We start from the raw sequence: 23,071 nt of genomic DNA on the forward strand, positions 1-23,071 counted from the left end.
GGTCGTTCCTTACTCGGTCCCGCCGGCCAGCAGCGCGTCCTGGCGCGCCTGGTCCTCGTCCGTCCACATGCCCTGCTCCTTGTAGAAGGCGATGGCGGCGTCGTGGTACGGGATCACCGGGGCGGAGGTGACGGCCGCCTCGGGGGTGAAGCCGGCGAGGCTGGGATGCACGCCCTGCAGTTCCTCGCCCGCGGCGAGCATGCCCTCGAGCAGCGCGGTCACGGTGGCGTCGTCGACGTCGGCGTTCGCCACGACGTAGGTGTCGTAGCTGAGCAGGTTGGTGTCGCCGATCACGCCGGGCGCGGCGCCGTCGGGCGCGGTGGAGATGCGGGCGCCCGGGAACACGTACTCCTGGAAGATCGCCTCGTTCTCGGGCGTGTTCGGCACCGACAGGTAGCGCACGCCGATCTGGCTGTCCGCCTCGCGGGCGCGGGGCTGGCCGACCGAGGCCCAGGTGGCGTCGAGCCGGTCGGCGACCAGCGCATCGATGCCGTCGTTGGCGCCGGTCACCGGCACCGGGGTCACGTCGTCCCAGGTCAGCCCCTGCGTCGTCAGCGTCGCCAGCAGCGAGTTGCCGATCGACAGGTGCCCGCCGAAGTCGGACGAGATGCGGGCGCCGGCGAGGTCCTCGTAGCTCTGGATCGGGCCGTCGGCGCGGACCAGCATGCCGAGCTGCAGCGACGCGTCGCCCGAGCGGATCAGGCGCAGGTTGGTGTAGGCGGTCTCGGCCTCGTTCTCGCCGGAATAGGCCTGGTAGGCGCTGTTCGCGCTCATCACGCCGGTCGCGACCTCGCCGGTATCCACCACCGGCGCCCAGGCGGCGGGGCCGGCATAGGTGCGGACGATCACGTTGACGTCCGAGTTCTGGCTCACCGCGTTGGCGATGGCGCTGCCGACGGTGTTGAAGGTGGTGCCGGGCTGGTCGGTCGCCATCGCGATGGTCTGCGCGGCGGCGCCGACGGGCAGGGCCGTGAGGGCCAGCGCGGCGGCGAGGCTCCTGAGATCGGTGGTCATGTCGTCCTCCCTGTGACGGTTGTGGTCGTGGCGGGGGCCGGCCCGTCGCGGCGCGCCGCGATCCAGGTGCCGGCGGTCATCAGCGCGAGGCCGGCGAGGCCGACGACGTTCGCGATCAGCGTGGCGGTGCCGACGAACGGCGACAGCATCGCGGCGAGTCCGAGCGCGATGAACAGCGCGCGCGGCACGAGGCCGAGCGGGCGGAAGAGGAAGCCGACGAGGCCGGCGGCGATCGCGGCGACGCCGATGCAGGCGGTGCCGAAGGCGAGCGCGACCTGCACCGGCCCGCCCTGCATGAGCAGACCCGGGCTCCACGGGAACACGAAGGGCAGAAGGTACGCGGCGATGCCGTAGCGCATGCCCGCGATGGCCGTCGGCCAGAACGGGGCGCGGGCGATGGAGGCGGCGGTGAAGGTCGCGAAGCACACCGGCGGCGTGATCATCGACAGCATGCCCATGTAGAAGATGAACATGTGCGCGGCGAGCCGGTCGACGCCCAGCTGCACAAGCGCCGGCGCCACCAGGACTGCGAGCATCGTGTAGATCACCGCCGTCGGCAGGGCCATCCCGAGGATGACGCAGACGAGGCCGGTCATGACGAGGATCAGGATCACCTCGTCGCCGGCGAGCGCCAGCAGGATCGACGACATCGAGAAGCCGAGGCCGGACAGCTGGATCGCGCCGATCACCACGCCCGCGATGGCGGTGAGGACGAGGATGTTCGCGACCGTCTGTCCGGTGGAGACGACCGCGTTCCACAGGACCCGCAGGCCGGGACGGGCGCTGGGGGTGATGAGGCCCATCACGAGCGCGGTCCCGGCGGCGGCGAGGCCGGCGCGGCCGGGCGACCAGTAGGCGAACATGATCGTCCAGATCAGCACAGCGAGCGGCACCAGCAGAAGGTGCAGCCGGCGCAGCGTCGGCGCCCAGCGGGGCAGCGCCTCGCGCGGGACGCCCTTGAGGCCCCGGGCCGCCGCCTCGAGATCCACCTGCACGAACACCGCGACGTAGTAGAGGATCGCGGGCAGCAGGGCGGCGAGAACGACGGTGGAGTAGGGGATCGACAGGAAGTCGGCCATCAGGAACGCCGTGATGCCCATGACCGGCGGCATGATCTGCCCGCCGGTGGAGGCGACCGCCTCGATCGCGGCGGCGTGCTGGCGGGGATAGCCCGCCTTCTCCATCATCGGGATCGAGATTGGGCCGACGATGGCGACGTTCGACACCGCGCTGCCCGAGACGGTGCCGAACAGCGTCGAGGCGCCGACCGACACCTTGGCCGGCCCGCCGCGGAAGCGGCCCATGCCCAGCATCGCGAGGTCGGTGATGAAGGTGTCGCCCTTCACCGCCTTCAGGATCGCGCCGAACAGGATGAAGGTCGCGATCGTGTTCGCCGCGACGTTCAGCGGCGTGCCGAGGATCGAGTTGGTGTCGAGGTAGACGTAGACCGCGATCCTCTCCCAGCTCGACGGCGGAACGGCGAAGACGCCGGGCATCAGGTCGCCGAAACGGGCGTAGAGGATGAAGAACAGCGCCACGACGACCAGCGTCCAGCCGATCAGCCGGCGCGTCGCCTCGGCGATCAGCGCGACGGCGAGGACGCCGAGGCCGATGCGCAGCGGCTCCAGCGACGACAGCTCGTGCACCAGGGTACGGAAGTTGACGACGACGTAGCCGGTCACGACCAGCGCGCCGGCCGCCAGGATCCAGTCGTGGACGGGCACCCGGTCGCCCGGCTCGGCGGTGCGGGCCTTCACGTTCAGGAACGTCGCGGCGAGGCCGAGGCCCAGCATCGCGGCGAGGAACTGCTCGTTGAAGATCAGGACGCCGACGTAGTGCTGCGCCTCCACCGCCCAGAGGGCGGCGGCGAGGACCGGCAGGACGAAGGCGGCCTGGCCGATGCCGCGGGACAGCCCCGACAGGCGCCGGATCCGGCCGGCATCGCCCTCTTCCTCGGCCCCCGCGACGCGGGAGGCCTGCGCTTCGGTGGTGCCGAGATCACTCATCGCCGTTCGTCCACAACCCGTCGGCCGTCCGGCCGAGCCGTCCCTCCGCCCGGAGGCGGTCGAACACCTCCAGGATCTCGCGCCCGTCGCGGGTGCCGATGGCGACCATCAGCGCCTCGTACGTCTTGGGCCCGTCCGCCAGCGCCGCCTCGACGCTGTCGAAGGCTCCGCCCTCCCAGGTCGGCGCCTTGGGGATCCGCGCCTCCAGCGAGGCGGCGACGTCGGGCGGCATGGTGCAGTCGAATCCGGCCTTGGAGCCGGTCCGTGCCCCCGCAAGCGAGGGGTCGAGGGGCAGGGTGCGCAGCCCGTCCATCAGGACGAGGTCGCGCCCCGCCTGGAATCGCGTCGCCAGCGCCCAGTCGCACTGCCGGTCCGAGAAGATGTCGATGTCGGGATCGTAGACGAAGACGTGCTTGACGTTCGCCAGCGCGCCGAAGGCGGCGGCGATGGCGTTGCGCGCCTCGCCCGGCACCCGCTGGCGCATCGAGACGCGCACGTTGAACATGCCGCCCGAGGCGGTGGTCGCGTGCACGTTCAATGGCTCGCGGATCGCCGTCTCCAGCGCCCGCCAGATCGCCACCTCGGTCCGCAGCGCGATCAGCTGCGCGCTGTCCGTCGTCTCCATGTCGCGGCCGGCGATGGTCGAGGTCTGGAAGATCGCGTCGCGCCGGTGCGTCACGGCGGTCAGGTGGAAGACCGGGTTGCGCTTGACCCCGCCGTAGTAGCCGAGGAACTCGCCGTAGGGTCCCTCCGCCTCCACGTGGCCGGCGGGGTCGAGGTAGCCTTCCAGCACGTATTCCGCGTCGGCGGGAACCATCAGGTCGTTGGTCACGCACTTCACCACCGGCAGCGGCCCGTCGCGGAGCGAGGCGATCAGCCCCACCTCGTCGCGCGGGATCCGCATGGTGGCGGCGATGTGGTCGACCGGGTGGCTGCCGACGACGAAAGCGACGGGCAGCGGCTGGCCCGTCTTCGCGACCTTCTCGTACAGCGCCTTGAGGTCGCTGGGAGAGACGAGATCGACCCCCGCCTCGCGCCGCCCGCGCAGCATCAGGCGGCGGATGCCGACGTTGGTGAGGCCGGTGTCGGGATCGGCCGCCACGTCCATCGCGGACGAGATGTAGAGGCCGCCGTCCATGCCGTGCTGCAGGTGGACGGGCAGGGCGGCGAAGTCCGCCTCCTCGCCCTGGAGCACGACCTGCTGCACCGGGGCGGCGTCGCGCGGGATCTCGGCGGTGCCGGGACTGCGGGTCAGCCGATCGAGCACCGTCGGCAGCAGGTTCGGCACGTCGGTGTCGAAGGCCATCGCGATCCGGGCGCGGCTGCCGGCGAGGTTGCCGATCAGCGGCGCGCCGCCGGCATCTTCGAACAGGACGGCCTTCGGATTGCCCTCCAGCGCCGCGGCCACGTCGCCGAGCGCGGTCGCTCCTTCCCGCACCTCCAGCTCCCCGGTCGCCGCGAGGCGGCCCAGAAAGGGGCGCAAGGCAAAGCGGTCGAGGCCGCCGGTATCGACGTCGTGCGCGGTATCCATGATCCTCCCGGCGATGGATTTGTCTTTATCACATCGCGTTTGACCATGGACGAATCCCGAGCCGGGGTCAACCGCCGCCGTCCCGCCTCCCGGAAACGCGAACGGCGACCCCGAAGGGCCGCCGTCCGGCGATCGCCGCCTCGTCCCCGGGCCGGATCAGGCAGCTCGTTCGGCGTTCAGCTTCTTCTTCTTTTCCGTCCACTTGGCGAGCTCGCCGTGGGCTTCCTTGGCCTGCTGCTCCAGGTAGCCGGGCTCGTCCACGCGGGCCGTCACCTCGAGGCGCAGGCCGTTGGGGTCGAAGAAGTAGATCGAGTTGATGAAATGGTGATCGACGAGGTCGGTCGTCTTGACGCCGGCATCGTTCAGGCGCTGGCGCATCGCCAGCACCTCGTCGACGCTGTCCACCTCGACCGCGAAGTGCATCACCCAGTCGGGCGTGTTGGGCGAGGGCTTGGGCATCTCGTTCTCGCCGAGGTCGAAGAAGGCGATGTAGCTGCCGTCGCCCATCTCGAAGAAGAAGTGCGAGTACGGCTTCTCCTCGCCGGTGGACGGGACCTTGTCGGCCATCATGCAGGCGACCAGCGGCAGGCCGAGGATGTCCTCGTAGAAGGCCCGCGTCTCCTCGCCATCGCGGCAGGGAAAGGAATAATGGTAGAGGCCCTTGATCTTGGGGGGCTGGGTCATCTTGGTGCTCCTCCTCATGGTCGCGCGCACGGATGGCGCATCGGTCTGTTGACAAGATAGCCGTCCCGGCCGACGCTCCTGTCCTCTCCGAGGGGGGACAAGATGGGATCGGCCTTCGACGACGCGGCGCCCCTGGTGGCGGCGGTGGGCGGCCCGGGCTTCGGCGCGGCGCTGATGGCGCTGCTGCACGGTCGGGCGGGGGCGGACCTCTGCTCGGTCTTCACCGTGGACGACGGCCCGCCGGTGACGCTTGTCGCCGAGAGCGCGGCGCCCGGCGCCTCGCCCTTCGCGCGGATCGCCTCGCTGCGCTACGTGCAGCGCTACTGGCGCCGGGACACCGCGGCGCTGTCGACGCTCGGCCGGGCGCACCGCAGCGTGCAGGTGCTGAAGCGGCCGGCGGGGGGCATCGGCGACCTCGACTACCAGCGCGAATGCTACGGCGAGGGCGGCGTCGCCGAGCGGCTGTCGCTGTACCGCGCGGGGCGGCCGGCGATCATCGCCAACGCCTACCGCGCCAGCGCGACCGGCCGGTTCGAGCCGGGCCACATCGCGGCCTTCACCGAGATGTCGGGCTTCCTGCACGCCGCCATCGCCCGGCACGCGGACCTGCTGTCGGCCCGCCCCGCCGCCGGGCCGGAGGATGTCGCCCGCCGCCTCGCCGGCTCCGGCCTCAGCCGGCGCGAGGCGGAGGTCGCGGCACTGCATGCGCGGGGGGAGGAGCAGGGCCGTATCGCAGAGCGGCTTGGCGTCGCCGAGAGCAGCGTCGTGACCTACCGGCGGCGCGCCTGCCAGAAACTCGGCGTCTCGGGCCGGGCGCAGTTGCGGGAGAGGCTGGAGGGGCTGACGGGACCGGGGTGAGGCGGCGACCGCGGGACGGCTTGCATACGAGGCGGCGTCGCCCGGTACCGATCGGGGCCCCGGGTCAGGTCCGGGGCGGGTGATCTTTGTCGCTAACGTGCAAGCTCTGCGCCTTTTTTTTCCCGATCTGCGGGTCACTCAGGCAGGGATCGTGCTAGCGCTCCCCGTCCCGGGCTTGACCCGGGACCTCGCTCGACAACCCGGGCGCTCGCGGAACGGCAGGCCGCCCTCAGCCCGCCCTCACGGCATCGAGCCGCGCAAGAAACGTCTCCACCAGCCCCGATGGAAAGGACGTTCCCAGCCCCGCCGCATAGCCCTCCAGACTCCGCGCCGCCGCCTCCCGCACCGGCCGGCCCGTCTCGGCCGGCGCGATCTCCAGCCGCTCCAGCAGCTCCTGCTCGGCGCGCTCCGAGTCCAGCTCGACCTTCTTGATCCGGTTGCGCAGGCTCTCCTGCGCCTCCCGGTCCGGCAGCAGCTCCGCCCCTTTCAGCACCCGCCTGACGTCGCGCAGCGGCGCCACGACGGTGCGCCGCCACGGCGCGACCGCGGCGTCCACTGCCGCCACCCCGGCGGCGTCCAGGGCTTCGCCACGGCCGGCGCGCCACAGCAGGTACAGCAGCACGTTCACGTCGGCGCCGAGCTCGTCCTGCGCCGCCAGGCAGGCCGCCTGCACCGCGTCGTCGCCGTAGAAGGTCAGCGAGAAATCCCAGAACCGCATCTGTCCCTCCTCGGGGCGGGTCCGCCCGTCCTGTCCGGTATGGGCATGCCGGACCGGCCAAGCAAGCTCACGGCGCGGGCAGGGCGCCCGGCCCGCAATCCAGCGCACCACCACATGCTCCCCTATCTTGCCCCAAATACCTCCGGGGTGAATGCGCCGTCAGGCGCAGAGGGGCAGCGCCCCTTTCCCGGTCCCCCGGGTTGGACGGCCTCGGCGGCCGCCCCGCCCGCGACCTGCCGGCTTGCCGTCGGCGCCGTCTCGTGACCATCTGCACCCCGCGTCGCCCGTTGCGAGTCCGTCCGATGACCACCACCGCCACCACCACCGTCTTCCGCCCCCGCACGCACCTCGCCGTCCTCGCGGTCCTCGGCGTGACGCACCTGCTGAACGACCTGATGCAGTCGGTGATCCCGGCGGCCTACCCGATCCTCAAGAATGATTTCGGCCTCGACTTCGTGCAGATCGGCCTGATCACGCTGACCTTCCAGATCGCGGGTTCGCTGCTGCAGCCGGTGATGGGCCTGGTGACGGACCGCTACCCGGCGCCCTATTCGCCGGTCGTGGGGATGATGTTCACCCTGTCGGGCCTCGTCTGCCTCGCCTTCGCGGGCAGCTACGCGGCGATCCTGATGGCGGTGGCGCTGATCGGCATCGGTTCGTCCATCTTCCACCCCGAGGCGACGCGGATGGCGCGCTACGCCGCCGGCGACCGGCAAGGGCTGGCGCAAGGCATCTTCCAGGTGGGCGGACAGGCGGGCGGCGCGCTCGGCCCGGTGTTCGCCGCGCTGATCATCGTGCCATGGGGGCAGGGGAGCCTCGCCTGGTTCGCGGTCGTGGCGTTGATGGCGATGCTGCTGCTGACCTGGATCGGCAGCAAGCAGCGTCTCATCAGCCAGGAGTTCGCCGACAACCGCGCCCGCCGCAGCAAGGAGCGGACGGTGGCGCCGCACGCCACCTCCACGATCATCATCGGCCTCGTCGTGCTGACGGTCCTGATGTTCACCAAGAACGCCTACGGCGAGAGCTTCCGCTCGTTCTACACCTTCTACCTGATCGAGAGGTTCGGCCTGTCGATCCCGGCCTCGCAGATGATGCTGTTCGTGTTCCTGATCTCGGCGGCGGTGGGCGTTCTGATCGGTGGCATCGTCGGCGACGCGATCGGCCGGCAGCGGATCATCTGGATCTCGGTGCTGGGGCCGCTGCCGCTGACGCTGATCCTTCCTTACGCGGATCTCTTCTGGACCGGCGTGCTGACGATCCTCATCAACCTGGTGATGGCGAGCGCCTTCGCCTCGATCCTGATCTACGCGATGGACCTCTTGCCGAACCGGATCGGCCTGATCGGCGGGCTGTTCTACGGGCTGAACTTCGGCCTCGGCGGCATCGCGGCGGCGATCCTCGGCGTGATGGCGGACAGCTACGGAGTGGAGACGGTGTACCGCGTCTGCTCGTTCCTGCCGCTGGCGGGGCTGCTGGCGTGGTTCCTGCCGCCTCTGGACGAGAGGCGCTAGCGGGATATCGACCGCGGCGGGCGGCGGGCTATCTTGAGCACGGTATCGTTACATCGGTGCCGGGTTCCGCCATGCTGCTTCGCCTCCTTCTCGTCCTTTCCGCCCTCGCGGCGCTTCCCGCCGCGGCGCTGGAAAGCTTCCGCTTCGCCTCCATCGACGGGGGCGAGTACGACATGGCCGACTGGGCGGGGCGGCCCGTGCTGGTCGCCAACACCGCCTCGCTCTGCGCCTTCACCTCGCAGTACGGCGATCTGCAGGACCTCTACGACGCCTACCGCGACCGCGGCCTCGTCGTCCTCGCCGTGCCGTCGGACGACTTCCGGCAGGAGCTGGGCAGCGAGGCGGAGGTGCGCGACTTCTGCGCCATGACCTTCGGCCTCGACCTGCCGATGACCGAGATCACCCACGTCGTCGGCGACGCGGCGCATCCGTTCTACGCCTGGGTCGCGGCGGAGACCGGGTTCGTGCCGGGCTGGAACTTCAACAAGGTGCTGGTCGGGCCGGACGGCGCGGTGGTGGCGAGCTGGGGCTCGACCGTGGGGCCGACCTCGCCGGCCATCGTGTCGGCGGTCGAGGCGGCGCTGTCGCCCGGATGATCGCCGCCCCATGAGCGTCGCGCACGGCCCGCTCTTCATCGGGCACGAGATCTACCGCCGCTCGTCCTACGGCGGATGGCACCCGCTGCGCATCCCCCGCGTCTCGACGGTCATGGACCTGTCCCGCGCGCTGGGCTGGCTGCCGGCGCCGCGCTTCGTCACCAGCCCGCGCGCCAGGCCCGCCGCGCTGCACGCCTTCCACACGCCGGACTACGTCGCCGCCCTGCGGGCCGCCGAGGCGGCGCAGGCGGTGAGCGCGGAGGTCCGCGCCCGCCACAACATCGGCACCCACGCCAATCCGGTCTTCCCCGAGATGTTCCGCCGCCCCGCCACCTCCGCCGGGGCGGCGTTTCTGGCCGGGGAGCTGCTGGCGCAGGGCGGCACCGTCTACGCGCCCGCCTGCGGCACGCACCACGCCTTTCCCGACTACGCGAACGGCTTCTGCTACTTCAACGATCCGGTCCTCGCGATCCTGTCGCTGCGGCGGCAGGGTGTGCGCCGGATCGGCTATGTCGACATCGACGCGCACCACCCCGACGGGGTGGAGGCGGCGCTGGGGCAGGACCCCGACACGCTGATGATCTCGGTCCACGAGGAGAACCGCTGGCCGCGGACCGGTGCGCTGGGCGATGTCGGCGGGGGCGGGGTCTACAACCTGCCGGTGCCGCGGGGCTGCCACGACGACGAGATGGCCCTCGCGCGCGAGGCGCTGATCCTGCCGGCCGTGAGCGACTTCCGGCCCGACGCGATCGTCCTGCAATGCGGCGCCGATGCCGTGCTGGAGGATCCGCAATCGAAGATGGCCCTGTCGAACAACGCCCACTGGGCGATCGCCGCGGCCCTACGGCCGCTGGCGCCGCGGATGCTGGCTCTGGGCGGCGGCGGGTACAACCCGTGGTCCGTCGGCCGCCTCTGGACCGGCCTCTGGGGCACGCTCGCGGGCGAGGAGATCCCGGACCGCCTGCCGCCCGCCGCCGAGGCTGTCCTGCGCGCCCTGACCTGGCCCGGCCCGACCCGCACCCGCGTCCCGCCCGAACCGTGGCTCACGACCCTGCGCGACCCGCCCCGCGGCGGCCCCATAGGCGACGAGGTCCGCACCCGCGTGGCCGCGCTGCACGAGCGGCTGAAGGTCTGGGTCTGAGGGGAGGGGCCGGGGAAGGGATGGAGGCGAGTACCGGAATCGAACCGGTGTGCACGGATTTGCAATCCGCTGCGTAACCACTCCGCCAACTCGCCGAAGGTCTGCGCCGTATAGCATGACCGCGGAGGCGCGCAAGGGCGGCGGCGGGGCCACAGGGTGTGCCGCGCGTGTCATCGGCCGTTGCCGGCCCCGGTGGGCTGTGGCATCACGGGGGCCGACGTCATTCCGAACCGATGAGTTCAGCCCGTGGTCGATTTCGCAACCCGCCGCCGCATGATGGTCGACACCCAGGTGCGGCCGTCCGACGTCACCAAGTATCCGATCATCGAGGCGATGCTGAACGTCCCGCGGGAGGCCTACGTGCCGCAGGGGCGCCGCGAGGCCGCCTACATGGGCGAGAGCATCCCTCTCGGCGGCGACCGGGTGATCCTCGAGCCGCGGACCTTCGCCAAGTTCCTCGACGGGATGGAGATCCGGCCCGGCGACGTGGTTCTCGACGTCGGCTGCGGGCTTGGCTACTCGACCGCGATCCTCGCCTGGCTGGCCGAATTCGTCGTCGGCGTCGAGGACGATGCCGGCCGCGCCGAGGAGGCGCAGGCGACGCTGTCGGATCAGGGCGTGGACAACGCTGCGGTCATCGAGGGGCCGCTCGAGGCGGGGCACGCCAAGGGCGGGCCATACGACGTGATCCTGATCGAGGGCGCGGTAGAGCAGGTGCCGCAGGCGCTGCTGGATCAGCTCAAGGACGGCGGCCGGATCGGTGCGATCTTCGCCGAGGCGGGCCTCGGGACCGCGCGCATCGGATACAAGACGGACGGCCGGGTCGGCTGGCGCTATGCGTTCAACGCAGGCGCGCCGGTCCTGAGCGGGTTCCGCACGACGGCCGCGTTCAGCTTCTGAACGGCGCGGTCCTTGGCGAGGCAGGCGCCGGAACGGGTGCCGCGAGCAGGAGATCATGGGCGATGCTGAGACGTCTGGGACGACAGGGCAGGCGGGCGGCCGCGGCGCTCGCAGTGGCGGCGGTGATGGCCGCGCCGGCAGCGGCCGAGACGATCGCCGACGCGCTGGCCTTCGGCTACGAGGCTTCGGGCCTCCTGGAGCAGAACCGTGCCCTGCTGCGCGCCGCGGACGAGGACGTGGCGCAGGCGGTGGGCGCGCTCCTGCCGGTGGTCAACTGGTCGGCCTCGACCCAGTTCAACGCGCCGCGGACCGCGTTTCAGGACGACGTCGGCGACCAGATCACCGCCAACCTCCAGCTGACGGCGCAGATCACCCTCTATGACGGCGGCGCGAACCGCCTGGCCGTCGACGCGCAGAAGGAGCTGGTCCTCGCGACCCGCGCCTCGCTGCGCTCGGTCGAGCTGGACATCCTGCTGCGGATCGCGGCGGCCTACATGGAGGTGCGCCGCAACACGGAATTCGTGACGCTGCGGCAGAACAACCTCCGTCTCATCACGCAGGAGCTGCGCGCCGCCGAGGACCGTTTCGAGGTGGGCGAGGTGACGCGCACCGACGTGAGCCTCGCCGAGGCGCGGCTTGCCGCGGCCCGCAGCCTGCTGGCCGCCGAGGAAGGCGCGCTCGCCCGCGCGGTGGCCGAGTACGCCGCCGCCGTGGGCCGGGCGCCCGGCAACCTCTCGCCCGCCGGCCCGGTCTCGGTGCCGGCGACGCTGGACGAGGCGCAGGACATCGCGGTCCGGACCCATCCGGCGATCGACGAGGCGCGTCACAACGTGTCGGCGGCCGAGATCAACATCGCTCGCGCCGAGGCGGCGATGCGGCCGAACCTGACGCTGCAGGGATCGGTCTCGACCGACCTCGAGGGGAACGAGCGGGCGGGCGTCGGCCTCAACCTCTCGGGCCCGATCTACCAGGGCGGGCGTCTGGCCAGTGCGGTGCGCCAGATCATGGCCCGCCGCGACGCGGCCCGGTCGGGCCTGCACCTGTCGGTCCAGGGCGTGACGCAGAACGTGGCCAACGCCTGGACCCAGCTCGAGGTGGCCCGCGCCAGCGCCGTCGCCCTCGACCAGCAGGTCCGCGCCGCGACCGTCGCCTTCCGGTCCGTCCGCGAGGAGGCGACGCTGGGCGCGCGCACCACGCTCGACGTGCTGAACGCCGAGCAGGAGCTGCTGGACGCCCGCGCCAACCTCGTCTCGTCCCAGGTGGACGAGACGATCGCGACCTACAGCCTTCTCGCCGCGATGGGGCTGCTGACGGCCGAGCATCTGGGCCTGCGCGTCCAGATCTACGACCCCGCCGCCTACTACAACCTCGTGCGCAACGCCCCGCCGGCGCTGTCCGAGCAGGGGCGCGCCCTTGACCGCGTGCTCGAATCGATCGGCCGGAACTGATCGCAATTCTTCGCAACGGTTGTGACGGAGACGCCTCGCGCCTAGAATGGGCGCGGGGCGCAAGGCAGGTGAACAATGCCGGATCAGGCAACCAATACAGACATCGAGGACGTGCTGTCCTCGATCCGCAGGCTCGTCACGATGGGGGACCGGGCACAGCCGGCCCCCGCCAACCGGGCGGAGTCCGGGGCGCTGGTCCTGACGCCCGCGCTGCGAATCGCGCGCGATGCGTCCGTTCCGCCGCAGATGGAAACGGACGACGCGGCCGGGGGGGCGGACGGCGAAGCGGCTGACGATGTGCCCGAAGCCGGCGTAGCCACGGCGGCGGCCGATCCGGCCGACGAGGCGAAGCCGCTCTCCCTCGGGCCGTTCGCGGCCGACGATGGCGCGGACGACGAGGACGACGCACCCGCGATGCCGCCCGCCGCGACGCTGGGCCTGCCCGACCGGTCGATGCTCGAGGCGACCATCGCCGAGCTGGAGGCCGCCGTGACCCGCCAGGTCCAGGACTGGGAACCGGACGGCAGCGAGGNCGAGCCGGTCATGGACTGGGCCGGGGCCGAGGCGTCCGAGGCCGCCTTCATCTCGAGCCGGGCGCAGCGCCGCGCCGCTGCCGTGGTGCCGCCGGACGCCGTGGAGGATATCCGTCCGTCCGATGACGCCGCCCCGGTCGAGGAGGTCTCGTCGGCGGAGGTCGCCGCTGTGGCCGCCCCCCCAGCGTCCCTGGATATGGCGCCCGAGGCTCCGGCCCCCGCCGCTCCGCAGCAGGCCGCCGTGGCGCCACAGCTCGACGAGGCCGCGCTGCGCCGCCTGGTGGCCGAGGTCCTGCGGGAGGAGCTGGCGGGCGAACTGGGCGAGCGGATCACGCGGAACGTGCGCCGTCTGGTCCGGCGCGAGATCCACCGCTCCTTTTCGGGCGACCTCAGCTGACCTCGCCCGCGAGGGCGAGGATGGCATCGACGTCGAGCGCCGCCTCCATCTGCGCGGCGAGCGCGTCCAGCACCGTCTCCACCCCCGCCCAGTAGCCCGGCCCCGCCTCCGGCGCGGCGCCCAGCCGCGCGAGGTAGGCGCGGCGGAAGCCGTCGGCGGCGAAGAGGCCGTGCAGATAGCAGCCCGCCACCAGCCCGTCGGGCGAGGCCGCGCCCTCGGGGCGTCCGTCCACGCGCAGCCACGCGCGCGCGGTGTCCGGGCCCGTCGTCTCGCCGATATGGATCTCGTAGCCCTCGACCGCCTCGCCCGAGGCGACCTCGTGCGCGGCGGTGATCGACAGCCGCTTTTCGGGCCGCATCACCGTCTCGACGTCCAGCAATCCCAGCCCCTCGACCGTGCCGGGCGGCCCCTCGATCCCGCCGGGGTCCGCCACCCGCCGGCCGAGCATCTGGTAGCCCCCGCAGATGCCCAGCACCCGGCCGCCGCGGCGCAGGTGGGCGCGGATGTCGATGTCCCAGCCTTCGCGGCGGATCAGGGCGAGGTCGGCGATCGTGCTCTTGGAGCCGGGGATGAGGATCAGGTTCGCGTCGCCGGGCAGGGCGCGGCCGGGCGGCACGATCTCGACCGTGACGCCGGGATCCGCGGACAGGGGGTCGAGGTCGTCGAAGTTCGCGATCCGCCCCAGCCGCGGCACCGCGATCCTCAGCGCGCCGCCGGGGCGCGAGGCGATGTCGAGGATGTCCTCGGCCGGCAGGCGCCAGGCGTCGGCGAACCACGGCAGCACCCCGAGCGGCCGCCAGCCGGTATGGTCCGCGATGGCCGTCACGCCGTCCGCGAACAGCGACGGGTCGCCCCGGAACTTGTTGACGAGAAAGCCGCGGATGCGGGCGCGATCCGCCGGGTCGAGCACCGCAGCGGTGCCGACGAGCTGCGCGATCACGCCGCCGCGGTCTATGTCGCCCGCCAGGATCACCGGCACGCCGGCCGCCTCGGCGAAGCCCATGTTGGCGATGTCGCCGGCCCGCAGGTTCACCTCCGCCGGGCTGCCCGCGCCCTCGACCACCACCAGGTCCGCAGTCGCGGCGAGCCGGCGGAAGCTGTCCAGCACCGGCGCCATCAGCGAGGGTTTCAGCGCCGCGTAGTCCCGCGCGGCGACGGTCGCCACCCGGCGGCCCTGCACGACCACCTGCGCGCCGACCTCGCTCTCGGGCTTCAGCAGGACGGGGTTCATGTCGGTCAGCGGCGCGCGCCCCGCGGCGCGGGCCTGCAGCGCCTGCGCGCGGCCGATCTCGCCCCCGTCTTCGGTGACGGCGGCGTTGTTCGACATGTTCTGCGGCTTGAACGGCGCCACCGAAAGGCCGCGGCGCAGCGCCGCCCGCGCGAGTCCGGCCACGATCAGCGACTTGCCGACGTTGGAGCCCGCGCCCTGGATCATGATCGCCCGTGCCATGGCGCCTTCGATAGGGGGCCGGGCGGGGCGAGGGAAGGGGGCCCGGAAACGACGAACGCGGCCCCCGATGGGGACCGCGTTCGTCATTCGGCAGCTTCAGTGTCGATCAGGCGGCGCGGGCCTCGGCCTCGGCGGCCTCGGCGGCGGCAGCCGCGTGGCGACGCTCGCTCTCTTCGCGGGACAGCGCGACCGAGGTCCGCACACCGCGGCCCACGAAGTCCATCAGGCCGGTCACGACCCGCTCGTTCGGGTCGATGCCGGCGCAGGTCAGCACCTCGCGCCCGTCGCGCGAGCGCGCCCACCGAGCGATCTGCTCGGGGCCGTTGCCGTACTTCTTGTCGTCGGCGATCGCATCGTCGAGCGCGGCGAGCACCACGGCGGCAAACAGCTTGCGGGCGCGGTTGCCCTGCTCGTTGTTGTACGCGGTGCCGTCAACGAAATCGGTCATGCTCCGTCCTTTTTTTGTTGCTCTTGATCCACCCCGGGGGTCGGCGCAATATGCCTACTTCGGACTGATTCTGCCCCCCTTTTCAGGAATGGCAGCCATGCGCGAGGTGCATATCTCGTCGTGGGCAGACCCGTCATATCGCTGACGCCCCCAGCATCATCGAGCAACATATAGAGTCTGTCATCGTTCCATCAAGAAATTGCCAACGCGGCGACATGATGATTGACCGACAGGCCCTAAGAGAAAGGTAACGCATGACGCCCCTTGAGCGTGCTCATCTCGTCGCCGCGGTCCGCAAGGCGGCCGCCGATCAGGTCCTGCCCCGCTTCCGCCGTCTGGACGAGGGCGAGGTGCAGACCAAGACCGGGCCGGCCGACCTCGTCACCGTTGCCGACACCGAGGCAGAGGCCGCGCTGACCGGGGCGGTGCGCAGCCTCTGGCCGGATGCGCTGGTCGTGGGCGAGGAGGCGACGGAGGAGCGGCCGGACCTGCCGGAGGGCCTGGCCGATGCCGCGCGGGCGGTGGTGATAGACCCTGTCGACGGGACCTGGAACTTCCGCGCCGGGATCGCCGCCTTCGGCATGATCCTCGCGGTGACGGAAGGCGGGCGCACCGTCTGGGGGCTGCTGCACGATCCGGTCTGCGACGACGGGATCGAGGCGGCGGAGGACGGCCCGGCGGAGCTGATCCGGTCGGACGCAAGCCGGGTCACGCTGGCGACATCCAGGGAGAACCGGCCGGAGCGGATGACCGGCTTCGTCCCCCTCGGCCTCGCGCCCGCCGCGCTGCGCCCCGCGCTCGCCGCGACGATGCCGCGCTTCGCCCGGGCGACGTCGCTGCGATGCTCGGCGCACGAGTACCGCGTCATCGCCTCCGGTCACGCCGAGTTCGCGCTGTCTCTGCAGCTGAAACCGTGGGACCACCTCGCCGGCGCGCTGATCGTGCGCCGCGCCGGCGGCGTCGCGCGCACGCTGGACGGGATGGAGTACGGGCCGGGCGTCACGGAGGGCCCGTTGCTGGTCGCCGGGTCGGAGGAAGCGTGGCACGCGGCGGCGGAGATCTTCCGCCCGGTCTTCAGACCCGCCTGACCGTCGCCTCGCCCGCGCGCATCTCGCCCTCGGCCCGGTCGTAGCGCAGCCACGCGATCGCCCGATCGCCGGCGCGGGTGAGTAGCGTGCCGGCCTCCTTGCCGTCCGCCTCGATCGGGGTCCCGGTCCCGGCCGGCCCCTCGACCGTCACCGCGGCGAGGCCCTTTCGCAGCTCGGTCTTGTGCTTCATCCGGGCCGTCACCTCCTGCCCGACGTAACAGCCCTTGCGGAAATCGACGCCGTGCAGCCGCTCGAACCCGGCCTCGAGGATGTAGCTGTCGGGCGTCAGCTCCACCCCCGCCTCGGGCACCAGATGCTCCACCCGCAGCGCGTCCCAGTCGGTGCCGTCGTCGCCGCCCTCCGCACCGTAGAGCCGCCAGCCGAGCGCGGTGTGCCGCGGGTCGGGGAGGGCGCCGTCGGGGGCGGGGCCGGTGCCGCGGCGGACGCGCAGCTCCGTCTCCTCCAGCGCGACCTTCGCGCGCAGCTTGTACATCGTCAGGCGCTGCATGAGGTCGGGTGCCAGCGCCGCGTCGACGTCGATCAGCAGCCGCTCCGCCTCGCCGACGACGAAGAAGTCGGCGATGTACTTGCCCTGCGGCGTCAGGAGGGCGGCGTAGACGATGCCGCCGGGTTCCGCGCGGCGCACGTCGTTCGTGACGAGGTTCTGCAGGAACTCCACCCGGTCCTCGCCGCTCACCGCGATGATCGTCCGTTCGCCCATGATCGCCTCCGTTGTTGGTTGCCCGTCAGGTGGGGGCGGCCTGCGCCCGGTGCAACTCGGCATAGGCGCCGCCGCGCGCGATCAGCTCGTCGTGGGAGCCCTGCTGCACGACGCGCCCCCGCTCCATCACCACGATGGAGTGCGCGCGCCGCACCGTCGACAGGCGGTGCGCGATGACCAGCGTCGTCCGGCCGGCGGCGAGGCGGTCCAGCGCCTCCTGCACCACCGCCTCCGAGCGGCTGTCGAGGGCGCTCGTCGCCTCGTCCAGCAGCAGGATCGGCGTGTCCCGCAAGAGCGCCCGGGCAATGGCGACGCGCTGCCGCTGGCCGCCCGACAGGGCCGAGCCGCGGGGACCGGCGGGCGCGTCGAGGCCGCCCGCGAGTTGCGGCAGGAAGTCGGCGACATGCGCCGCCTGCAGCACCTCCTCCAGCCGCGCGGGACTGACGTCGGTGCGGCCGAGCAGGATGTTGTCGCGCACGCTCTCGTCGAAGAGGAGGGCGTCCTGGGTGACGACGGAGAACAGGCCGCGCAGGTCGGGCAGGGCCATCTGGCGGGTGGGAACGCCGCCGATCGTCACCTCGCCCGACACCGGGTCCACCAGCCGCGTCAGGAGGCCGAACACCGTGCTCTTGCCCGCGCCCGAAGGGCCGACCAGCGCCGTCGTCTCGCCCGCCCGGGCGGTGAAGGTGGCGCCGTGCAGCACGGTCAGGTCGCCATAGGCGGCGGTGACGTCGTCCAGCACGATCTCCGGCGCACCGGCCGGCGCCGGCGTCGTCACCGCGGGCGTGGCGAGGCCGGGACGTTCGTCCAGGATCGCGCGCAGTCGCTCCATCGACGCGGCCGCCGCCTGCCACTGGCCGGAAAGGTTGCCGAGACGGCGGAGCGGCTCGAACATCAGGCTCATCGCGGTGAAGAAGGCGAGGAACTCGCCGAGGGACTTGCCGCCGGCGAGGATCTGGCTGCCGCCGTAGAGCAGGACGGCGAAGGCGCCGAGGCCGGACATGATGTCCATCAGCGCCGGGATCGCGGCCTGCCCGCGGGCGGTCTTGACCTCGACCGACACACGCTCGTCCATCAGCCGGCGGAAGCGGGCGGCCTGATAGGCTTCGAGCGCGTTCAGCTTGATCGGTGCGACGCCGTGGAACACCTCGTCGAGGCGCACCGACATCCGCCCCGCCACCTCGCGCGCGGCGCGGGCGCGGCGGCGGACGTAGGCCTGCGCCAGCAGCGACGGCACCACGAGGATCGGGATGCCGAGAAGGGCGACGAGCGTCCAGCGCCAGTCGACGCTGAGCGCGACGGCGGTGAGTGCGATCACGGACACCAGATCGCGGCCGAAGCCGGTGATGATCGACGTCCAGACCGCGTTGATCGCGGTCACGTCGCCCTGCACCCGCTCCACCAGGTAGCCGGGCGGGTTCCTCTGGTGCCAGCCGACGTCGAGGACCATCAGGTGCCCCATCAGGTCGGACCGCAGGTCCGCCGCCGCCACCTCGCGTACCCGCGTCAGCAGCACCCGCTGGCCGAGCGAGCAGATCGCGCGGACGAGGAAGACGCCGAAGACGGCGCCCGCGACCCACGTCAGCGCGCCTGCGTTGCCGCCGACGAAGATGCGGTCGAACATCGGCTCCACCAGCCGGGCGAGGACGCCCAGCATCGCGCCCTCCACCGCCATCAGCGCGGCGCCGGCGGCGAGGCGGCCCTTGTGCCGGCGCAGGTAGTCGCGCCACAGCCAGCCGAGGAGCGAGGACAGCCGACCGCCGGTCTCCCGCTGCGCGCTCACGTCCGCCCCCGCGTCGCGAGGTAGCTGCGGGTGACCTCCTGGGGGTCGTACTCGGTCCGTATCCACTCCTCGATGCCGATTGGCCCCTTGTCGGCCAGCCGGGCCGCGTAGACGTCCAGGATATGGTCGAGGATCCCGGTCGAGGCTCGCCGGATGTGCAGGTAGCGCAACGACAGCTCGCGGCGCGCCTCCTCGACCGTCGCGCCGTCGATGGCGAGGCGGTACAGCGCCGCCGCCATGCCGGCGCGGTCGGCGCCGGACTTGCAGTGCATCAGGAACGGCTTCTCCACCTGCCGGAACGTCTCGATCACCTGCAGGATCTGCGCGCGGCTGGCCGCGGCGCGCGGCAGCAGCTTCACGTCGTGCAGCGTGAGGCCGGCCTCGGCGCAGGCGTGGCGCAGCATCCGGTAGTAGGGATCGCTCTCGTGCGGGCCCCGCAGGTTCACCACGGACCTGATGCCGTGGTCGCGGAGGTATCGGCGCAGGCGCGGCAGGGTCGGGTGGTTGCTGCGGTAGACGCCGTCGGAGACCCGGCCGAAATTGTGCCAGAACAGCCGCAGGACCGCATAGTCGCGCAGCTGGAAGCGGATGCGGTCGATCAGCGTCGGCGCCTCTGGCGCCGCCTTGGGAGGGGCGGGGCTCATGCGCGTTCCCTTGCGGGAAAACGCCGCGCGGGGCAAGGCGGCGGGCCGGGGCGCGTTGACCTCGCCGTGGCGCCGGCTAGGGTCGCGCCGACGCATCCACCCGGACCTTTCCCATGCTCTCCCACGGCCGCCCCTACCTCGCCATTCCCGGCCCCTCCGTCATTCCCGATCGCGTGCTGCAGGCGATGCATCGGCCGGCGCCCAACATCTATACCGGCGAGCTGCACGAGATCACGGACAGCATCATCCCCGACCTCAAGGCCGTCGCCCGCACCTCGGGCCATGCCGCGATCTACATCGGCAACGGCCATGCGGGGTGGGAGGCCGCGCTGTCCAACGTGGTCGCCGAGGGCGAGACGGTGCTGGTCCTCGTCACCGGCCGCTTCGGCCACGGCTGGGGCGATTGCGCCCGCGGCCTCGGCGCCGATGTCGAGGTGATGGATTTCGGCCAGACCGCGCCGGTGGACCCGGCGAAGGTGGAAGAGCGGCTGACGGCCGACGGCGGCCACCGGATCAAGGCGGTGCTGGCCGTTCACGTGGACACCGCGACCTCCGTCCGCTCCGACGTCGCCGCGATCCGCGCCGCGATGGACCGCGCGGGGCACCCCGCGCTCCTCATGGTGGACTGCATCGCCTCTCTCGGCTGCGACCGGTTCGAGATGGACGAGTGGGGCGCCGACGTGATGGTCACGGCCTGCCAGAAGGGGCTGATGACGCCGCCGGGCCTGACCTTCGTCTTCTTCAACGACCGCGCGGCCGAGGTGCGGCGGGCGATGAAGCGGGTCACCCGCTACTGGGACTGGCGGCCGCGGACCGAGACCGAGGCCTATTACCAGTATTTCTGCGGCACCGCGCCGACGCATCACATCTACGGCCTGCGCGCCGCCCTCGACATGATCGGCGAGGAGGGGATCGAGAACGTCTGGGCCCGCCACCGCGCCCACGCGGGCGCCGTCTGGGCCGCGTTCGAGCGGTGGAGCGAGGGCGGGCCGCTGCGCCTCAACGTCGCCGATCCCGAGCATCGCAGCTGGGCCGTCACCTCGTGCTTCGCGGGGGGAGAGGTCGCCGATCGCCTGCGGGCGTGGTGCGAGGACAATGCAGGGCTGATCCTCGGCATCGGGCTGGGGCGGGAGCCGACCACCGCCTGGTTCCGCATCGGCCACATGGGTCACGTGAACCCGCCGATGATCCTCGGCGCCCTGTCGACGATCGAGGCCGGCCTGACCGCTCTGCAGGTCCCCCACGGCGCGGGGGCGCTCGAGGCGGCGGCGCGGTCGCTGGCCGGCTAGGTCAGCGCCGCATGCGGAGCGAGCGGAGCCGGACGCCCGCTTCGCACATCGCCGCGGTCAGCAGGACCCAGACGAACCCCGCGACCGCGGCCAGCGTGAGGAAGGCCATGAAGAGGATCACCCCGGTCGTGGCGAGGAAGGCCGCAGTGTAGTCCGGAACCCGGCCCGGCGGTGTGCGCTCGTCCATCCTGTCGCCCTCGCGCCTTTCCGCCCGCGATCTAGCGCCCGGGCGGTCCAATTCACGTCGCCGCCGCGCCCTCCCGCGCCGCCGCCAGGGCCTCCGGCAGCGCCCGCTCCAGCAGGTCCAGGTCGGCGGGCGTGCCGCAGCTGATGCGGATGCAGCGATCCTCGGGCGGGGCGAACGGCTTGCGGACGAAGACGTCCCGCTCGGTCAGCGCCGCCAGCACCGCCCGCGCGAACGCGCCGTCGGCGCCGCAGTCGAGCGTGACGAAGTTCGTGGCGGACGGCAGGGGCGTCAGTCCGCAGGCGCGGCCGATGGCGGCGATCCGCTCGCGCGTGGCGGCCACCTCGGCCTGCACATGCGCCAGCCACTCCGCATCGGCGAGCGCGGCGAGGGCGCCGGCCTGGCTCACCCGGCTCATCCCGAAATGGTCGCGGACCTTGTCGTAGGCCGTGATCTGCTCCGCCGCCCCGATGACGTAGCCGACCCGCGCCCCGGCGAGGCCGTAGGCCTTGGAAAAGGTGCGGAAGCGCAGCACCCGCGGATCGTCCGGGTCGATCGGCGGCGCCATGCCCTCGGGCGCGAACTCGACATAGGCCTCGTCGAGGAGGAGGAGCGCGCCGTCCGGCACCGCGTCGATCATCCGCGAGACTGTGGCCGCGTCGTGCCACGTACCCATCGGGTTGTCGGGGTTGGCGATGTAGATCAGCCGCGCGCCGACCTCCGCCGCCGTCGCGATCAGCGCCTCGGGGTCCTCGGCATCCTCGCGGTACGGCACCTTGTGCATCGCCGCGCCGAAGCCGGCGACGTGGTAGTCGAAGGTCGGATAGGCGCCGGCCGAGCTGACGACCGGCGTGCCGGGGCCGCAATAGAGCCGCACCGTCAGGCCGAGCAGGCCGTCGATGCCGGGGCCGACCATGACGTTCGCGGGGCGGATGCGGTGATGCGCGGCGAGCGCATGGCGCAGGTCGTGGCTCTCGGGGTCGCCGTACATCCAGGTGTCCCGCGCCGCGTCCGCCATCGCCTGCACGGCGCGGGGGGAGGGGCCGAAGACGCTCTCGTTCGCGCCGAGGCGGGCGGCGAAGCGGCGGCCGCGGGTGCGCTCCTGCGCCTCGGGGCCGACGAACGGGACCTTGGCGGGCAGCGAGGCGGCGAGCGGTGTCAGGCGGGGATCGGACATGGCCGCATGAAGGGCGGCGGGCGGGGGCGGGTCAAGGGGCGGCGCGCGGGTTCCGCGGCGCGCCATGTGGAGGTACAGGCCTTCTCCAGTCGGGAGGCAGGTCAGGCGGAGCCGGCCGGGTCCGGACCGGCCGGGCCGGGGCCGGTCGCCGATGCGAGGTCAGCCACGCATGAACTTGCGGCGGGAGTCCATGGCGAGCGCGTGCCGCAGCTCCAACTGCGCCAGCCCGGCCATCGCGGCCTTGCGCTCGGCGGGATCGCCATGTGGTCCTTGTGAGCCGCGATCTCCTTGCGGATCGCGATCTCGGGCGGTAGCACGCCGGCCTCGGCCATGATGCGGAAGCCCACCTCCTCGACGATGTCGCCGGCACCCTGTCCGGGCCTTTCGGGCAACGGCTTGCCTGCGCCGGGCAGGTTGCGGAACTGCCCCCCGGCCTCCGCCTTCCGGATCTGGCGTTCGACGAGCTCGTTGATGGCGCGGGTCATGGGCGTTTTCCTCGACACAATGAATGTGGGGTCCAGGAGTGCCTCCGGCAATGCGGCACGGCCGCACGGCAGGGGGGGGATTGCCCTTCCGGCCCTCTGCGGCGCGGCGACACTTCCCCGCGCCTCTCGTCCCGGCCTTGAGCCGGGAACTCGATCGGTCTCGTAGGGCGGCCCCGGGTCAAGCCCGGGGCGGGGTCTCCTGGGTTGCTGGGCGGCGTCCGTCCCGGTCTTCAGCCGGCAACTGTAACCTCAGGGGTTGGCTGTCGCGTAGTCCTTGGCGTCGCGGAGCATGGCGTTGAGGACGGTGAGGAGCTTGCGTGCGACGGCGATGATGGCCTGCTTGGGACGCTTTCCGGCGGCCTCGAGGCGGGCGCGGAAGGCGGCGAAGGCAGGGTCCCGGCGCGAGGCCTGCAGGCCGGCGAGGTAGAGCAGCGAGCGGATCACCGGTCGGCCGCCGGCGATCCT

The 23,071-nt window shown here is 72.2% G+C and carries 21 protein-coding genes, 1 tRNA gene and 1 pseudogene; 8 read left to right on the forward strand and 15 right to left on the reverse strand.

Annotated elements, in window-relative coordinates:
• Positions 1-9: 9 nt before the first annotated feature.
• From A37W_RS0111140 to A37W_RS0111155, 4 genes are all read right to left on the reverse strand, one after another.
• Complete coding sequence (locus tag A37W_RS0111140; protein ID WP_018303118.1) at positions 10-1,014, reverse strand: TAXI family TRAP transporter solute-binding subunit; 1,005 nt, start codon at positions 1,012-1,014, stop codon at positions 10-12.
• Positions 1,011-3,020 carry a TRAP transporter permease gene (locus A37W_RS0111145; protein ID WP_018303119.1) on the reverse strand — a complete coding sequence of 670 codons (2,010 nt, stop codon included), beginning with the start codon at positions 3,018-3,020 and terminating at the stop codon, positions 1,011-1,013. The genes A37W_RS0111140 and A37W_RS0111145 overlap by 4 nt, the downstream gene beginning before the upstream one ends.
• Positions 3,013-4,551, reverse strand: coding sequence for a UbiD family decarboxylase (locus A37W_RS0111150; protein WP_018303120.1), 1,539 nt, complete (start codon positions 4,549-4,551; stop codon positions 3,013-3,015). The genes A37W_RS0111145 and A37W_RS0111150 overlap by 8 nt, the downstream gene beginning before the upstream one ends.
• A gap of 156 nt (positions 4,552-4,707) precedes the next feature.
• Positions 4,708-5,235: a VOC family protein gene (locus A37W_RS0111155; protein WP_018303121.1), complete on the reverse strand. Its 528-nt coding sequence runs from the start codon at positions 5,233-5,235 to the stop codon at positions 4,708-4,710.
• A 102-nt stretch (positions 5,236-5,337) separates the two neighbouring features.
• Between A37W_RS0111155 and A37W_RS0111160 the strand changes: the two genes are divergently transcribed.
• The gene (locus A37W_RS0111160; protein WP_018303122.1) at positions 5,338-6,093 is read left to right on the forward strand and encodes a helix-turn-helix transcriptional regulator; all 756 of its coding nucleotides are present in this window, start codon (positions 5,338-5,340) and stop codon (positions 6,091-6,093) included.
• 229 nt (positions 6,094-6,322) lie between these two features.
• Here the strand turns inward: A37W_RS0111160 and A37W_RS21560 are convergent, their stop codons facing one another.
• Positions 6,323-6,811 (reverse strand): TIGR02444 family protein, encoded by a 489-nt coding sequence (locus A37W_RS21560; protein ID WP_018303123.1) that lies wholly within the window; start codon positions 6,809-6,811, stop codon positions 6,323-6,325.
• A gap of 302 nt (positions 6,812-7,113) precedes the next feature.
• Between A37W_RS21560 and A37W_RS0111170 the strand changes: the two genes are divergently transcribed.
• The 3 genes from A37W_RS0111170 (at position 7,114) to A37W_RS0111180 (ending at position 10,059) form a co-directional block, all read left to right on the forward strand.
• Positions 7,114-8,322, forward strand: a complete 1,209-nt coding sequence (locus tag A37W_RS0111170) for an MFS transporter (RefSeq protein ID WP_018303124.1) — start codon at positions 7,114-7,116, stop codon at positions 8,320-8,322.
• A gap of 71 nt (positions 8,323-8,393) precedes the next feature.
• Positions 8,394-8,918: a glutathione peroxidase gene (locus A37W_RS0111175; protein WP_018303125.1), complete on the forward strand. Its 525-nt coding sequence runs from the start codon at positions 8,394-8,396 to the stop codon at positions 8,916-8,918.
• 10 nt (positions 8,919-8,928) lie between these two features.
• On the forward strand, positions 8,929-10,059 hold the full coding sequence (locus tag A37W_RS0111180) for an arginase family protein (RefSeq protein ID WP_018303126.1): 1,131 nt from the start codon (positions 8,929-8,931) through the stop codon (positions 10,057-10,059).
• A gap of 21 nt (positions 10,060-10,080) precedes the next feature.
• Here A37W_RS0111180 and A37W_RS0111185 read toward each other — a convergent pair.
• Positions 10,081-10,154, reverse strand: a tRNA-Cys gene (locus A37W_RS0111185).
• A gap of 151 nt (positions 10,155-10,305) precedes the next feature.
• Between A37W_RS0111185 and A37W_RS0111190 the strand changes: the two genes are divergently transcribed.
• Together A37W_RS0111190 and A37W_RS0111195 are read left to right on the forward strand one after the other, a co-directional pair.
• Entirely contained in the window at positions 10,306-10,959 is a 654-nt protein-coding gene (locus tag A37W_RS0111190; RefSeq protein ID WP_018303127.1) for a protein-L-isoaspartate O-methyltransferase family protein, read from the forward strand.
• A gap of 62 nt (positions 10,960-11,021) precedes the next feature.
• Complete coding sequence (locus tag A37W_RS0111195; RefSeq protein ID WP_026198438.1) at positions 11,022-12,407, forward strand: TolC family outer membrane protein; 1,386 nt, start codon at positions 11,022-11,024, stop codon at positions 12,405-12,407.
• 922 nt (positions 12,408-13,329) lie between these two features.
• On the opposite strand, the gene A37W_RS0111205 is transcribed toward A37W_RS0111195, so the two are convergent.
• Together A37W_RS0111205 and A37W_RS0111210 are read right to left on the reverse strand one after the other, a co-directional pair.
• On the reverse strand, positions 13,330-14,787 hold the full coding sequence (locus A37W_RS0111205; protein ID WP_018303130.1) for a cobyric acid synthase: 1,458 nt from the start codon (positions 14,785-14,787) through the stop codon (positions 13,330-13,332).
• Positions 14,788-14,893: 106 nt separating this feature from the next.
• Positions 14,894-15,235, reverse strand: coding sequence for a DUF6280 family protein (locus A37W_RS0111210; protein ID WP_018303131.1), 342 nt, complete (start codon positions 15,233-15,235; stop codon positions 14,894-14,896).
• A 254-nt stretch (positions 15,236-15,489) separates the two neighbouring features.
• Between A37W_RS0111210 and A37W_RS0111215 the strand changes: the two genes are divergently transcribed.
• Positions 15,490-16,323, forward strand: a complete 834-nt coding sequence (locus tag A37W_RS0111215; RefSeq protein ID WP_018303132.1) for an inositol monophosphatase family protein — start codon at positions 15,490-15,492, stop codon at positions 16,321-16,323.
• Here the strand turns inward: A37W_RS0111215 and ygfZ are convergent.
• Genes ygfZ through A37W_RS0111230 form a run of 3 tightly spaced genes read right to left on the reverse strand, consistent with a single transcriptional unit; the run spans position 16,310 to position 19,471 of the window.
• Positions 16,310-17,044, reverse strand: a complete 735-nt coding sequence (gene ygfZ / locus A37W_RS0111220; RefSeq protein WP_018303133.1) for a CAF17-like 4Fe-4S cluster assembly/insertion protein YgfZ — start codon at positions 17,042-17,044, stop codon at positions 16,310-16,312. The two genes, A37W_RS0111215 and ygfZ, sit on opposite strands and share 14 nt — an antisense overlap.
• 25 nt (positions 17,045-17,069) lie before the next feature.
• A complete protein-coding gene (locus A37W_RS0111225) occupies positions 17,070-18,827 on the reverse strand; it encodes an ABC transporter ATP-binding protein (protein ID WP_018303134.1) in 1,758 nt (585 codons plus the stop codon).
• The gene (locus A37W_RS0111230; protein ID WP_018303135.1) at positions 18,824-19,471 is read right to left on the reverse strand and encodes a dual specificity protein phosphatase family protein; all 648 of its coding nucleotides are present in this window, start codon (positions 19,469-19,471) and stop codon (positions 18,824-18,826) included. The genes A37W_RS0111225 and A37W_RS0111230 overlap by 4 nt, the downstream gene beginning before the upstream one ends.
• A 113-nt stretch (positions 19,472-19,584) precedes the next feature.
• Here A37W_RS0111230 and A37W_RS0111235 point away from each other — a divergent pair, with 113 nt between their 5' ends.
• Positions 19,585-20,760: a pyridoxal-phosphate-dependent aminotransferase family protein gene (locus tag A37W_RS0111235; protein ID WP_018303136.1), complete on the forward strand. Its 1,176-nt coding sequence runs from the start codon at positions 19,585-19,587 to the stop codon at positions 20,758-20,760.
• A gap of 1 nt (position 20,761) precedes the next feature.
• On the opposite strand, the gene A37W_RS0111240 is transcribed toward A37W_RS0111235, so the two are convergent.
• The 4 genes and pseudogenes from A37W_RS0111240 to A37W_RS0111255 all read right to left on the reverse strand — a co-directional run.
• A complete protein-coding gene (locus A37W_RS0111240; protein WP_018303137.1) occupies positions 20,762-20,947 on the reverse strand; it encodes a hypothetical protein in 186 nt (61 codons plus the stop codon).
• Between the two features lie 52 nt (positions 20,948-20,999).
• Positions 21,000-22,121 (reverse strand): pyridoxal phosphate-dependent aminotransferase, encoded by a 1,122-nt coding sequence (locus tag A37W_RS0111245; protein ID WP_026198439.1) that lies wholly within the window; start codon positions 22,119-22,121, stop codon positions 21,000-21,002.
• Positions 22,122-22,222: 101 nt separating this feature from the next.
• Entirely contained in the window at positions 22,223-22,606 is a 384-nt protein-coding gene (locus tag A37W_RS21565) for a DnaJ family domain-containing protein (RefSeq protein ID WP_229666061.1), read from the reverse strand.
• A gap of 249 nt (positions 22,607-22,855) precedes the next feature.
• Positions 22,856-23,071, reverse strand: a pseudogene (locus A37W_RS0111255) (hypothetical protein); the annotation flags it as partial.

The organism is Wenxinia marina DSM 24838 (genome assembly GCF_000379485.1).
In the GTDB taxonomy this organism is placed as follows: Bacteria; Pseudomonadota; Alphaproteobacteria; order Rhodobacterales; family Rhodobacteraceae; genus Wenxinia; species Wenxinia marina.

Bases quoted from the DNA above. Each gene is read 5' to 3' on its own strand.
- A37W_RS0111140 (WP_018303118.1), bottom strand. From the start codon at position 1,014: ATGACCACCGATCTCAGGAGCCTCGCCGCCGCGCTGGCCCTCACGGCC.
- A37W_RS0111145 (WP_018303119.1), bottom strand. From the start codon at position 3,020: ATGAGTGATCTCGGCACCACCGAAGCGCAGGCCTCCCGCGTCGCGGGG.
- A37W_RS0111150 (WP_018303120.1), bottom strand. From the start codon at position 4,551: ATGGATACCGCGCACGACGTCGATACCGGCGGCCTCGACCGCTTTGCC.
- A37W_RS0111155 (WP_018303121.1), bottom strand. From the start codon at position 5,235: ATGACCCAGCCCCCCAAGATCAAGGGCCTCTACCATTATTCCTTTCCC.
- A37W_RS0111160 (WP_018303122.1), top strand. From the start codon at position 5,338: ATGGGATCGGCCTTCGACGACGCGGCGCCCCTGGTGGCGGCGGTGGGC.
- A37W_RS21560 (WP_018303123.1), bottom strand. From the start codon at position 6,811: ATGCGGTTCTGGGATTTCTCGCTGACCTTCTACGGCGACGACGCGGTG.
- A37W_RS0111170 (WP_018303124.1), top strand. From the start codon at position 7,114: ATGACCACCACCGCCACCACCACCGTCTTCCGCCCCCGCACGCACCTC.
- A37W_RS0111175 (WP_018303125.1), top strand. From the start codon at position 8,394: ATGCTGCTTCGCCTCCTTCTCGTCCTTTCCGCCCTCGCGGCGCTTCCC.
- A37W_RS0111180 (WP_018303126.1), top strand. From the start codon at position 8,929: ATGAGCGTCGCGCACGGCCCGCTCTTCATCGGGCACGAGATCTACCGC.
- A37W_RS0111195 (WP_026198438.1), top strand. From the start codon at position 11,022: ATGCTGAGACGTCTGGGACGACAGGGCAGGCGGGCGGCCGCGGCGCTC.
- A37W_RS0111205 (WP_018303130.1), bottom strand. From the start codon at position 14,787: ATGGCACGGGCGATCATGATCCAGGGCGCGGGCTCCAACGTCGGCAAG.
- A37W_RS0111210 (WP_018303131.1), bottom strand. From the start codon at position 15,235: ATGACCGATTTCGTTGACGGCACCGCGTACAACAACGAGCAGGGCAAC.
- A37W_RS0111215 (WP_018303132.1), top strand. From the start codon at position 15,490: ATGACGCCCCTTGAGCGTGCTCATCTCGTCGCCGCGGTCCGCAAGGCG.
- ygfZ (WP_018303133.1), bottom strand. From the start codon at position 17,044: ATGGGCGAACGGACGATCATCGCGGTGAGCGGCGAGGACCGGGTGGAG.
- A37W_RS0111230 (WP_018303135.1), bottom strand. From the start codon at position 19,471: ATGAGCCCCGCCCCTCCCAAGGCGGCGCCAGAGGCGCCGACGCTGATC.
- A37W_RS0111235 (WP_018303136.1), top strand. From the start codon at position 19,585: ATGCTCTCCCACGGCCGCCCCTACCTCGCCATTCCCGGCCCCTCCGTC.
- A37W_RS0111240 (WP_018303137.1), bottom strand. From the start codon at position 20,947: ATGGACGAGCGCACACCGCCGGGCCGGGTTCCGGACTACACTGCGGCC.
- A37W_RS0111245 (WP_026198439.1), bottom strand. From the start codon at position 22,121: ATGTCCGATCCCCGCCTGACACCGCTCGCCGCCTCGCTGCCCGCCAAG.
- A37W_RS21565 (WP_229666061.1), bottom strand. From the start codon at position 22,606: ATGACCCGCGCCATCAACGAGCTCGTCGAACGCCAGATCCGGAAGGCG.